This window comes from Runella sp. R5_40 (genome assembly GCF_057652295.1).
In genome coordinates, this window is sequence record NZ_JBYFCH010000025.1 from 1 (window position 1) to 12794 (window position 12794).

12 protein-coding genes are annotated in these 12794 nt (G+C 44.8%); 5 read left to right on the forward strand and 7 right to left on the reverse strand.

What is annotated here, in order from left to right:
• Positions 1-717: 717 nt before the first annotated feature.
• The 4 genes from rnc to nadD are packed head-to-tail and all read right to left on the reverse strand — an operon-like array spanning position 718 to position 3628.
• Positions 718-1464, reverse strand: coding sequence for a ribonuclease III (rnc, locus tag AC23N5_RS26995; protein ID WP_028522124.1), 747 nt, complete (start codon positions 1462-1464; stop codon positions 718-720).
• Positions 1465-1476: 12 nt separating this feature from the next.
• Positions 1477-2730 (reverse strand): beta-ketoacyl-ACP synthase II, encoded by a 1254-nt coding sequence (gene fabF, locus AC23N5_RS27000; RefSeq protein WP_028522123.1) that lies wholly within the window; start codon positions 2728-2730, stop codon positions 1477-1479.
• A gap of 31 nt (positions 2731-2761) precedes the next feature.
• Positions 2762-2998, reverse strand: coding sequence for an acyl carrier protein (locus AC23N5_RS27005; RefSeq protein ID WP_028522122.1), 237 nt, complete (start codon positions 2996-2998; stop codon positions 2762-2764).
• A 57-nt stretch (positions 2999-3055) separates the two neighbouring features.
• Complete coding sequence (gene nadD, locus AC23N5_RS27010) at positions 3056-3628, reverse strand: nicotinate (nicotinamide) nucleotide adenylyltransferase (RefSeq protein WP_122933924.1); 573 nt, start codon at positions 3626-3628, stop codon at positions 3056-3058.
• Between the two features lie 107 nt (positions 3629-3735).
• On the opposite strand from nadD, the gene AC23N5_RS27015 reads away from it, so the two are divergent.
• From AC23N5_RS27015 to AC23N5_RS27025, 3 genes are read left to right on the forward strand one after another with little or no spacing between them, the layout of a single operon-like run.
• Positions 3736-4923, forward strand: coding sequence for a M20 metallopeptidase family protein (locus AC23N5_RS27015; protein ID WP_183975138.1), 1188 nt, complete (start codon positions 3736-3738; stop codon positions 4921-4923).
• A 4-nt stretch (positions 4924-4927) separates the two neighbouring features.
• Positions 4928-5392: a hypothetical protein gene (locus AC23N5_RS27020; protein ID WP_487757927.1), complete on the forward strand. Its 465-nt coding sequence runs from the start codon at positions 4928-4930 to the stop codon at positions 5390-5392.
• A gap of 38 nt (positions 5393-5430) precedes the next feature.
• A complete protein-coding gene (locus AC23N5_RS27025; protein WP_183975134.1) occupies positions 5431-6204 on the forward strand; it encodes a glucose 1-dehydrogenase in 774 nt (257 codons plus the stop codon).
• A gap of 139 nt (positions 6205-6343) precedes the next feature.
• Here AC23N5_RS27025 and AC23N5_RS27030 read toward each other — a convergent pair whose 3' ends face one another.
• Positions 6344-7348 carry a 4-hydroxyproline epimerase gene (locus tag AC23N5_RS27030; RefSeq protein WP_487757928.1) on the reverse strand — a complete coding sequence of 335 codons (1005 nt, stop codon included), beginning with the start codon at positions 7346-7348 and terminating at the stop codon, positions 6344-6346.
• 98 nt (positions 7349-7446) lie between these two features.
• Positions 7447-8349 carry an Abi family protein gene (locus AC23N5_RS27035; RefSeq protein WP_487757929.1) on the reverse strand — a complete coding sequence of 301 codons (903 nt, stop codon included), beginning with the start codon at positions 8347-8349 and terminating at the stop codon, positions 7447-7449.
• A gap of 267 nt (positions 8350-8616) precedes the next feature.
• Here AC23N5_RS27035 and AC23N5_RS27040 point away from each other — a divergent pair, with 267 nt between their 5' ends.
• Positions 8617-10134 carry a P-loop NTPase family protein gene (locus tag AC23N5_RS27040; RefSeq protein ID WP_487757930.1) on the forward strand — a complete coding sequence of 506 codons (1518 nt, stop codon included), beginning with the start codon at positions 8617-8619 and terminating at the stop codon, positions 10132-10134.
• A 334-nt stretch (positions 10135-10468) separates the two neighbouring features.
• Here the strand turns inward: AC23N5_RS27040 and AC23N5_RS27045 are convergent, their stop codons facing one another.
• Positions 10469-11458, reverse strand: coding sequence for a hypothetical protein (locus tag AC23N5_RS27045; RefSeq protein ID WP_183975128.1), 990 nt, complete (start codon positions 11456-11458; stop codon positions 10469-10471).
• A 287-nt stretch (positions 11459-11745) separates the two neighbouring features.
• Between AC23N5_RS27045 and AC23N5_RS27050 the strand changes: the two genes are divergently transcribed.
• The gene (locus tag AC23N5_RS27050) at positions 11746-12780 is read left to right on the forward strand and encodes a tetratricopeptide repeat protein (protein ID WP_487757931.1); all 1035 of its coding nucleotides are present in this window, start codon (positions 11746-11748) and stop codon (positions 12778-12780) included.
• The last annotated feature ends 14 nt before the right edge of the window (positions 12781-12794 follow it).

Consider the following 12794-nt stretch of genomic DNA (forward strand, 5'->3'; position numbering starts at 1 on the left):
TTTACGATGTTTGCTCATATTGACTACAAGTTAGGTTTTCCCTTAACTTGTGTCCAGTTTTTTATCGGGCTGACAAGTTTTGAATCATCAATAAACTGATAGAGAGAAAGATAACTATTTTCATGCTGTAAGTTTTACTAGATATACCCAATTGCCGAGCTTACTATTTCCCAAGAACCATTGGTTTGCTTCTTTAAATTAGCTGAAAATGTTAAGCCAGTACCTTTAAACCTAAAAAATACCGTGGCTTCATTTGGGGCTACCATTTTGAGTTTAGTGACTTCCAAGTAAAAAGCAGGTTTGTACGGATTCAGGAGGGTTTCATTTGCGAGTCAATGGCACTTAGTAAAACCAGTTTCCCGTTTTTATAAACGTTATATTGTTTCGAAATGGTTTTGTTTTGGACTATTTTGAGTTGTTGTTGTTTGAACCCATTTAGCGAAGATTCCAGCTGATAATCAGTAAGAACAACTTGCAGGATTTGAGTAGTATCAGACTCACTAAACGTAGCTTTCGTGCGTTGCTGATTACAACTCATTAATGTGAAGCAGAATAGGGAAATGATAAGGTAAATGAAATATTTTTTCATGCGATATAGTACCATATCAGTAGTCGTTACCGATGGCGCGAGCGTCGCCGCTTGTGTCGCTTATTCCAAGGCTTCTAGCCTTTATACAATGAAATAGCCTGCACGAGTACCAATCTCGTGTCCGTCCCTTATTTCAATTCCAAAATCTCGCAAGCTTTTTCGGCGGCGGACTGTTCGGCTTTTTTCTTAGAATAGCCGTTGCCCGTTGCGAAAACTTCGCCATCGAGGGTAACTTGTGAAATAAACTCGCGGAAGTGACGGCTGCCATTTTCTTGGACAATCGAAAAACGCACTTCTTTGCCTTCGCGTTGCGCCCATTCGATAAGGCGACTCTTGAAGTTGGCGTTGTTATTGATAAGCGCGTCTAGGTCGTAGTGGGTGAGGAGCTCCTTGGTGATGAATTTCTTGGTAAACCGAAATCCTTTGTCCAAATATACCGCTCCGACGAGTGCCTCAAGGGCATCGCCATACATAGAAGAGTTGGGTGGCATTCCCCGACGGTTGCCGTCAAATTCAATCAGACGGTCGAGCCCAATTTTACGGGCAATGCCATTGAGCGTCTCACGATTTACGATGCGTGAGCGAATTTCAGTAAGGAATCCTTCGTCTTTGTAAGGAAATTTTTTGAAGAGATATTCCGCAATGACCATGCCCAACACCGAATCGCCGAGGTACTCAAGGCGCTCGTTCGATTCTCTAAATCCCTTAATCGACGTCTCCTTAGACGCGGAAGTATGGCGAAAAGCTAACTGGTAAACCTCTATATTAGAAGGTTTTGCGCCGATGATTAGCTCCACGGCCTTTTTAAACTTCTTATCTGGGGATAAGTTCCCAGGCTTGAAGAAATCAATTATGGGATTTAATACCGTAGGCAATTGGGATGAATTTTATCCTTCAAATTTACGAAATATGACGCAAGTATTATGTCCACCGAAGCCAAAAGTGTTGCTAAGTGCAATTTTCACTTCGCGTTCTTGCGCTTTATTGAATGTCAAGTTTAAGCGAGGATTGATGTCTGGGTCATCCGTAAAGTGGTTGATGGTTGGTGGGATAATTCCGTGCTGAATAGCCAGAATCGATGCCACCGCTTCTACCGCTCCTGCTCCGCCCAACAAGTGCCCAATCATTGATTTGGTTGAGCTAATGTTGAGTTTGTACGCATGTTCTCCAAAAAGTCGTTCAATCGCTTTAATTTCTTGAGGGTCTCCAATCGGTGTCGATGTTCCGTGGGTATTTACATAGTCCACGTCCTCAGGGTTGATACCAGCGTCCTCAAGGGCATTTTTCATGCACAAGTAAGCGCCGATACCATCAGGGTGGGGAGCAGTGATGTGATACGCGTCCGAAGACATACCACCACCGATAAGTTCCGCGTAGATTTTAGCTCCACGGGCAATCGCATGGTCATAATCTTCGAGAATCAATCCTGCACCGCCTTCGCCCAACACAAAACCGTCGCGGTCTTGGTCATAGGGGCGAGATGCCGTTAAATAATCGTCGTTACGTTCCGAAAGGGCTTTGAGGGAGTTGAATCCACCCACGCCTGCTTGCGTAACGGCTGCTTCTGACCCACCTGTCAAGCAAAAATCAATTTTGCCCAAACGAATGTAGTTAAAAGCGTCGATGATAGCGTTGTTAGAAGACGCACAGGCCGAAACGGTTACGTAAGTAGGCCCACGGAATCCGTGACGCATCGAAAGAATCCCCGAAGCGCTATCGGCAATCATTTTAGGGATAAAGAATGGATTAAAACGAGGAGTACCGTCGCCTTTCCCAAAAGAAAGCACTTCTTCCTCAAACGTTTTAAGACCTCCAATTCCTGAACCCCAAATAACGCCAGCACGGTCGAGATTTTCCTTTTCAAGGTCTAGCCCGCTATCTTTTACCGCCTCATCGCCAACGACGACAGCAAATTGTGTAAAAAGATCCATTTTACGAGCTTCTTGACGAGGAATAAACTGGGCCATGTCAAGTCCCTTCACTTCGCAAGCGAAGCGGGTTTTGAATTTGGTCGCATCAAATCGGGTGATTGGGCCAGCTCCGCTGACACCGTTAAACAACCCTTCCTTGTATTCCGATAGTGTGTTACCGATGGGAGTCAACGCACCCATACCTGTCACTACCACTCGCTTTAGAATCATAAAATGGATCTATAAGTTACAAAAAATATGCTTATTTGACGTTTTCTTCGAGGTATTTTACTGCTTGACCTACAGTGCCGATGTTTTCAGCTTGGTCATCAGGAATTGATACGTTGAATTCTTTTTCGAATTCCATGATCAATTCTACCGTGTCAAGCGAATCCGCACCAAGATCGTTTGTGAAGCTTGCTTCATCAGTCACTTCGGCTGCATCTACGCCTAATTTGTCAACAATAATCTGTTTTACTTTGCTTGCAATCTCTGACATTTTTGTGAGAAGTTTGGTTCAAAATCGCTGCAAAGTAATGTATTTCAAAGCATATTGTCAAATATAAAATTTCTTCCTTGAAATCATTTCTTCGACAATGTCGGGCACCATGTACCGAATAGAACGATTGTTTTTGATACAATCACGAATATATGTTGCGGATATGTCGAGTAGCGGAGCCGAAATGAATTGTACGGCAGGGTGATTGCCAAATTCGTGAGGAGCCGAATTTGGGCGTGGATAAACGTATAAACCATAATATTGAAGGATGGCTTCGTGGTTTTTCCAGTTCTTAAATTGCGCTAAATTGTCTTCCCCGATGATTAATTTGAAGGTATGCTGCGGGAATTTTTCTTGCAATTTGGTCAGAGTATCAATGGTATAGCTCGGCCGAGGCATTGAAAATTCGATGTCGGTTACTTTTAATTTAGAGTTGTCCGAAATCGCGCGGTCCACCATGTCAAAGCGGTCAAACTCGTGCAGCAGACTCTTGTTTTTTTTGAACGGATTTTGGGGCGAAACCACAAACCATATTTGTTCGAGGTCGGTCGCCGTGGCCATGGTATTGGCAATGATAAGGTGCCCCATGTGAATGGGATTAAATGAGCCGAAGAATAGTCCGATTTTCATGCGTCAGCGTATAGAAAAATAGAATTTATCTGCGAAAATCGCCCGTATTTGCGTCTTCCGATGTTCTATTTTGTAGTTTTGTCTGGTCAAAGTTAAGACTAATTACCATGTTAGAAAAAATCAAAGCCTTGTCGAAGGCCTACGCCGCCGCTACCGTGGCTAACCGACATTACTTACATACCAATCCAGAGTTATCGTTTCAAGAGTACAATACGGCAAAATTTGTGGCCAATGAATTGAAACAAATAGGAATTACGCCCCAAGAAGGGGTCGCTGCAACGGGGGTAGTTGCCCTTGTTGAAGGCCGCAACCCAAGTAGCCGAGTGGTGGCGCTTCGGGCCGATATGGACGCCCTTCCGATTGTTGAAGCAAACGACGTTCCTTATAAATCACAAAACCCTGGTGTGATGCACGCTTGTGGGCACGATGTGCATACGTCGTCGTTGTTGGCAACAGCGCGTATTTTGCACGAACTCCGCGACGAATTTGAAGGGTCGGTAAAGTTGATTTTCCAACCTGGCGAAGAAAAAATTCCTGGAGGAGCCTCGTTGATGATCAAAGAAGGAGTGCTTCAAAATCCTAGTCCAGCGAGTATTCTAGGACAACACGTTGCGCCCAATATTCCCGTAGGAAAAATTGGTTTCCGTGAAGGCATGTACATGGCCAGTACGGATGAATTGTACTTGACCGTCAAAGGAAAAGGCGGCCACGGTGCGATGCCCGATACGCTTATCGACCCCGTGTTGATTGCGTCGCACGTCATTGTTGGGTTGCAACAAGTCATTAGCCGCAACCGTAAACCCGCCGCGCCGTCGGTGTTGTCGTTTGGAAAAGTGATTGCCAACGGCGCGACCAACGTCATTCCTAACGAAGTATATATAGAAGGTACGTTCCGTTGCATGGATGAAGAATGGCGTGAAGAAGGCTGGAAGCGCATTACCAAAATTGCGCAAGGATTGGCCGAAGCCATGGGCGGAAGCTGCGACGTAGAAGTGCGTAAAGGTTATCCATTCCTCAAAAACCACCCCGAACTCACGCGTCGTACCAAAGCAGCGGCGGTGTCGTACATGGGAGCCGAGAACGTGATTGACCTCGATTTGTGGTTGGCAGGCGAAGATTTTGCCTTTTATTCGCAAGTAACCGATGCTTGTTTTTACCGTTTAGGAACGCGCAACGAAGCAAGAGGGATTGTTTCGGGCGTACATACGCCTACGTTTGACATTGACGAATCGGCATTGGAAATTGGCCCAGGCTTAATGACTTGGTTAGCGTTGGAGGAATTGAAACTTAGCTAAATGTATGAAGCAGTTATTGATTCTAGTCATTTTGATTGTGGGGGTAAGTTCAGTGGTTTTGGGACAAGAAACGTCACCGAGACCGACACCCTTTGCCGTGTCAAAACATCCTTTTACGTATGAAGGGCAGCAGTTGATTGTGGGCCAAAGCATCGGAAATTTGGAAAAAGAATACCGCTTGTTGGAAGACGGAGGGATTTATCGCCGTATCAATTCCGCCAAAGAATTGGAGGTATTGGGCGGACAAACACCCAAAAATGTAGCTACGGCGTTTCAATCGTTGAAAGACATTAATTTTGAAAAAATAACATTTCAGCATCCGAGCCGTATTTCGTATTTCCTGATTTACAAAAAAGGAAAAAAAGAACATAAAGTAAGCTGGGGAGACCCCAAACACCCCGCACCTGAGGGAGTTGTACGGGTCTATAAAGCATTTATGGGAATGATTCCCAAAGAGATGAGACTTTAATAACACCAATCTAAATTCATAATTACATTTCTAAAAACATGCGCTTAAAAGACAAAGTAGCCCTTATTACTGGAGGAAGTAGCGGAATTGGCCGTGAGACGGCATTGTTGTTTGCCAAAGAAGGAGCAGCAGTTGTTGTAGCCGATGTCAATGACGCGGCAGGACAGGAAACGGCTGACCTCATCAAAGCCCAAGGCGGACAAGCGGTCTATGTACGTGCCGACGTGTCGAAAGCGGCGGACTGTGAAAACATGGTGGCGGTGGCTGAACAAACATTCGGAAAGTTGAATGTTGTTTTCAACAACGCAGGTATCATGCACAGCGACGACGACAACGCCGTTACGACCGAAGAATCAGTTTGGGACTTGACCATGAATATCAACGTAAAAGGGGTATTCTTTGGGTGTAAATACGCCATTCCTGCGCTTCGTCGTGCGGGCGGAGGAAGCATCATCAATACAGCTTCGTTTGTGGCCTTGTTGGGTGCAGCTACGCCACAAGTAGCCTATACGGCAAGTAAAGGGGCGGTTCTTTCGATGAGCCGTGAGTTGGCAGTGATTCACGCTCGTGAAAACATACGCGTAAATGCCCTTTGCCCAGGACCACTTCGCACAGAGTTGTTGATGAAATTTTTGAGTACTGAAGAGAAAAAACAACGCCGTTTGGTACATATTCCAATGGGACGTTTTGGCGAAGCGAAAGAAATGGCGTACGCTGTTTTGTATTTAGCTTCGGACGAATCTTCGTACGTAACTGGTACTGAATTCCTTGTAGATGGAGGTATCACAGCGGCCTACGTAACGCCTGAATAATAGTAATAGGTTCGGGGTACTGACGCAGTCCGCCTAAGCGGTTAATCGTTAATTGTTTTAAGTATCAGGTGCATAATAGTATTATTAATCTCCTAATAATCAACACAATTAACGGTTAACCGATAACTGTTAACTGAACTTAAATCACCTGAAACCCGTGTGCGTACGGGTCGTCTTCGTCGTCGATGGTGATGGTATTGAGGCCATATACTTTGGCCCAACCTTGAATGCCAGGCACAATGGCTTCAAAATCACCCACCTTGGCCGTGTTTTCTACCGTGCCAATGAACTTGCTTCCAATGATGCTTTCGTGGATAAACGTATCTCCTTTTTTGAGTTTCCCTTGCGCCGCCCACTGCGCCATACGGGCAGAGGTGCCTGTACCACAAGGAGAACGGTCAATCGCTTTGTCGCCGTAGAAAACCGCATTTCGAGCCGATGAGGTAGGGTCAATGACCGCCCCTGTCCACTCGATATGGCTCAGGCCATTGATTGTAGGGTCGTTGGGGTGTACGAAGCTGTATTTTTCGTTGATACGTTGACGCAAAACCCGTGCCCAACCGACGAGCTGCTCGGCTTTGAAATGCTCTAATCCAGGGAAATTTTCTTGTACATCCACGATGGCGTAGAAGTTCCCGCCGTAGGCCACGTCCATCTTTAACATTCCCAAATCAGGACATTCTACTTCAATGCCTTCGGCAGCTAGGTACGAAGGGACATTTACCAATTTTACCCATTTTACTTTGTTACCTACTTGTTCGTAGCTGATAAGTACCAAGCCCGCAGGTGCTTCCATCCGAACGATGCCAGGGGTTTTGGGTTGGATAAGCCCATGTTCGATGGCAATGGTGATGGTGCCAATCGTGCCGTGCCCACACATGGGGAGGCAGCCGCTGGTTTCGATAAAAAGCACCGCAACGTCATTTTCGGGGTCGTGAGGTGGGTATAAAATACTGCCCGACATCATATCGTGGCCGCGTGGCTCAAACATCAACCCTTTGCGAATCCAATCGTATTCACGGAGAAAGTGCTGGCGTTTTTCGCTCATGTTGCGTCCTTCCAATAAAGGACCGCCGCCTGCGACTAAGCGCACAGGGTTGCCGCAGGTGTGGGCATCAATGCAGAAAAAGGTTTTTGAAGACACAGCGTAACAGAAATAGTAGTAAAATATCTAAATGAATGTTTGTGTATGAGACCATCATACGAAGCCATAAAAGTAACGAAAAAACATGACCTAGGTTGCTACAATTGCCACAAAGGTTCATCTTGCCAATGGGGCTTCATCCCTAAGGCATTAGGATCGACAGAGGGGTATTTGTTGAACAAATCGCGCAGTTTGGTAGAAAAAGAATTTTCAGGAGCGATTAGGTTCAGTAAGTACCTCATAATACACAAGTGTAAATACAATTTTTGAGTATCAGAGGGAACGTCATTGACCCACTTGTGCGGAGGACGTGGTAATATTTTAGGCGTTCCTGGTAAATTTCTGTTCCACAAACGGCTATGATGAGCGCAGTAATTCCGAATTTGAGCGATTGATTGTAACCAGCTAGGTAAGTAAGTATGATTGACAGCCCCCAGTTCTTGGGCAATAGTGTCTTTTGCGCGAACAGTGTTTTTTAAATTTCCATAAAGTTTAGATAACGAACCAAAACTGGTTAATTCAAGCGTTTTCCAAGCTGGGGGAAGCCTTGAATCATCTTTGTACTTTTTCTTGTGCTCTTTAATGAAAATGTCTTTTGAACGATCTAGTTCCTCTTTGATGCTTGCTAACGTTTCGATAAGCGCCCCTGTATCTTGAAAAATTGCGGTATTTTGGAACCACCAAGGGTCAAACTCATGAGACAGGTGATAGATTAGTTTGGTTCTCAAACTAATTTCAATTTTTTCAATGGCATCAAAGAGAATAATTCTCAATTCTCGGTCAAAATTGTACAAATGTACTACGTCCTCAAACTTACTATTTGATTTAAAGAGGTGGGTTTCTTTGTTACTCTGCATCGGCCACCAGTATCCTGCAAGGCGGTAGTAGCTTACCTGAGAAAGGTAATGCTTGGCATAGTCTTCGTCATTAAATGTTAATCCTCTTTCCTTTAATTGAGCGATGTGTTGTTCTATTGTTAGGGCATTTTTATCGTAAATCATAAGTAAAATACATCGAAAAATAAGATAAAAACCGAAGCTAGGGGTTTAGAAAAACCAAAAATAATAGAGGTGAAGAGAAGAACCGAAAGGGTATAAAAACAAAAGACTCGCCCTGGTACGCAGTCTTGGAAGACTTTAGCGTGGCGAGTACTGTTGATACAAAGGTACTATAGTTCTTCGAATTTAAAAACTTTAAACCGTGCGCCAAAACTATTCAAATACGATGGCTGTTACTTATCTATTGAAACAAACCAATCTTTAGAACGTATGGCCTACCGCGATTTAAAGCCTAAACAGCTTCTCCAACTCCACACGCTTGGCGAACTGAAAGCTGCGGGCTATCAGCCCAAATCTATTAAGCAAGAATTAAGAGATAACCTTATTGAGAAATTACGGGCCAAAGAATCTGTTTTTCCTGGCATTTGGGGGTATGAAGATACCGTTATCCCCGACGTCGAACGGGCTATTTTGTCGATGCACCATATCAACCTTTTAGGGCTTCGTGGACAGGCCAAAACCCGCATTGCGCGGTTGATGGTTAATTTGCTCGATGAATACATTCCTGTGGTGGCAGGCTCGGAACTAAACGACGACCCGTTGCAGCCGCTCTCACGTTTTGCGCGCGACCTTGTGGATGAGAAAGGCGACCACACACCGATTGCGTGGGTACACCGTCAGGAGCGATATGCTGAAAAACTAGCCACGCCCGACGTATCGGTAGCTGATCTTATTGGGGACGTTGACCCCATCAAAGCTGCAACGCTCAAATTGCCTTATTCGGACGAACGCGTGATCCACTTCGGACTCATTCCGCGCTCGCACCGTTGTATTTTTGTTATCAATGAATTGCCTGATTTACAGGCTCGTATTCAGGTGTCATTGTTTAATATTTTGCAGGAAGGCGATATCCAAATTCGTGGCTTTAAACTGCGTCTTCCCCTTGATATCCAGTTTGTTTTTACGGCAAACCCCGAAGATTATACCAATCGCGGGAGTATTGTGACGCCGTTGAAAGACCGTATTGACAGCCAAATTGTGACGCACTATCCGAAAACGCTTGAAATCGGGAAGAAAATTACGGCGCAAGAAGCGGTGGTGAAAACCGAGCAAAAAGGCATGGTCAAAGTCAACGAAATTCTGAAAGACTTGGTGGAGCAAATTGCCTTTGAAGCCCGCGACAGTGAGTACGTGGATTCGAAAAGTGGGGTGTCGGCGCGTTTGACGATTGCGGCTTTTGAAAACTTACTTTCGGCAGCCGAACGTCGGGTGTTGCTCAACGGTGAAAAAGAAACGTACGTGCGTATTTCGGATTTGTACGGAGCTGTACCTGCCATTTGTGGAAAAGTAGAATTGGTCTATGAAGGCGAAGTAGAAGGCCCTGTTATTGTGGCGCAAAACCTGATTGGAAAGGCGATTCGTACGCAGTTTTTGACGTATTTTCCCAATCCCGAATCTCTAAAAAAGAGAAAGGGAGCGAAGAATCCATTCCAAAAAGTGCAACAGTGGTTTGGGGAAAACGAAATGGATATTTTGAGCGAACTCACCAACCGCGAATACGAAGCCCGTTTAAAGACAATTGAAGGATTAGATGATTTGGTGGATGATTTTCACCGTGGCTTGAGTCGGGAAGAAAAACTATTTATGATGGAGTTTGCCCTGCACGGTATGGCCGAACACTCGCTCATTGGTAAGCAGATGCTGGACCGTGGACTGCATTTCAAAGACTTGTTGAGCAGTATGTTTTCGGGTCCCGATGAGGACGAAGATGATGACGATGTTTTTTAGTGCTCGTGGATTCTCAAATCCACGAAAGCGGTTTCCCAAAACCTCGTGATGTCTTAGGTTTTTGATTCACGCGGTTTGGAGAAACCGCTGGGTTGGGTATGAGTACCCAACCACACAGGTGATGATGTTTTTTAATACCAACCTCCCGAAAGTTAGAACTTTCGGGAGGTTTTTTAGTGCTCGTGGATTCTCAAATCCTTGTGATGGCTCAGGTTTTTGCTTCACGCGGTTTTGAGAAACCGCTGGGTTGGGTATGAGTACCCAACCACACACGTTTGCCGTGCTCGTGGATTCTCAAATCCACGAAGGAGGTTTCTCAAAACCTCGTGATGGCTCAGAATTTGGTCACAGCACTTACAATGGGGATAATTCCGTTTTCGTAACGCTGTTGAAGGAAACTCTGACGTAAGTACGAAGGCAATTCCTCAATCCACTGTTGATAGGCTTTTAAGCCCATTACTTTGGCCACATAACATTCGTGGATAAAGTTGAGGTATTTCACAATATTGAGCAATGACTGATGAAACTTAGGCACGTCGATGTCGGCTTCCACAAAACGCTCAATTTCTCGCTGGGTGCCCGAAATTTTCAACCGACTCATGAGGTCAAAGTAGGTTGTTGGCCCCGTGTGTTTGGCGATTTCCTCCCAGTGTGTTGCCCCAAATTTGGTGATAATTTTTCCCGTTTTTGAGCGCAATGCTTTTTCGGGGTTTGCTTGTAAACGGCGGCGGTAAGCCCGTAAGCGTAAGTCACGCGTTGTCTTTAAAAACTGAGCAATGTGCGCTTCGGCTTGTTTCGGCGTTTCGAGCGGTTGGAGCAATGCTGGCTCGGTAGTTTGCGGTAATTGATGATAGGTATAGTGTCCTAGCGGCCCATCGACATAAAATCCAATGGATTCAGGATACCAACCTTTGGCAACGTACCCGTTAATAATTTGCCCCACGACGGCTTCAATCGGCACGTCGATTCCTTGGATGGCTAAAAACGCTTTGGCTCCGTACAAGACACTATAGTAGGCTTGCGGAAACGTCCAGTGGAGGGAGTGCTTTTGGTAGTTTTCGTCGGCGTGATTGGCGGCGGTTCGGAGCGTATATTCGGCGCTCCATGCGTGCAATAACCATTTTTTTGCGGCACCTACGCGTGCTCCTTCTCGTTTGGGATTGAAGCGTTGAAGGGTACTTAATTGGCGAACCTCTTCTAATGGGGTGGTGTGGCGGATGTAGTAGTCTATACTACGAAAATGGTTCAAGAATACCTGCGCAGGAATGGACTTCTGCCACTCTTCGTGCGTGTTTGTTGGTATATTTTGTTGGTTACTTATCATGGCTTTTTGCATTATTCTAGTAATAGAATCTGTTACAAATAAAACGAAAATGACGCTGTTTTAGTTTGTAAAGTGGTGTCGATAAGCTGAGTTTAAGTGGTTGTATTCCATAATGTTGCTGACTATTGATAGACAATAACTGTGCCAAAAAGGTATGTCTAATTAAGGAATTTTAATTTTGGTATTTTTTTTATTTCAAATGCTAGGCACGTTAGAAGCCTGTATCTTTGTAGCCAAAAGTCTCTTTTTTTCTCACTAAGCCACTTTTTGTGATGATATTGTATAAAATGAAAGGGTTTCGCTGGAGCATTATGCTCTGTATTTTTTTTGCGATAAGTTGGGTGGGCTGCTCCGAACAAAGCCAAACGGAGGCTGCTCAGTTTTTTTTGAAAGGAAATCTTAAACTTGAAAAAAGAGAGTATGCCGAGGCGATTCGCTACTATGACGAAGCGATTCTAAAGCAAGGCGATATGGCCGATGCGTTTTGTAACCGAGGTATTGCTTATTTGCATGTCGGAGAAACGGAAAAGGCATTGGAAGATTTTAACAAAGCCATTGAACTCGATAAAAAACTCGACGAGGCGTATTTTAATCGGGCGGGGGCGTTGGTGGATCGTAAAGAGTTTACTCAGGCAGCTGCAGACCTCGAACAAATTCGTAAGAATTACCAAGACTCCACCAATTATTACCTCCGCTGGGGTGATTTGAAATTTAATCAAGGTTATTATGACCAAGCGTTGGCAGAATATGACCGCGCCGTAGCATTGAAAGCAACCAACGTACAGGCACTGGTCAACCGAGGCGTAGCGTATTTTGAAAAAAAAGACTTTAAATCTGCCCAAGTTGATTTTGAAAAAGCCCTCAAACTTGATTCACAACAACAACTTGCGTACAATAATTTGGCATTGATTTTTGCGCGGCAAAACCAACTCGACCAAGCCGTGAAAATGGTAGAACGCGCCTTGGATTTTGACCCTGTCAATCCCATTTACCTTAATAATAAAGGCTACATCTTACTTTTACAGAAAAAAACAGAAGAGGCGAGAAAGTTGGTTGAACGTGCTTTGGAAAAAGACCCTCAAAACAGTTACGCACACCGCAATTTGGGGTTGTACTGGATGCAAACGGGCAATAAAGTAGAGGCATTGGTTGAATTGAAAAAAGCGTATGACCAAAACCCTTCGACCGACCAAATTCATTTTTGGTTAGGCAAAGCCCAAGCAGATAACAACCAAAAGGACGAAGCCTGCCGTACGTGGCAAAAAGGAGAAGCCATTGGCGACGCGGAAGCAGCCTCCGAACGGAAGAAAAACTGTCGATAAATACAACGACCTTA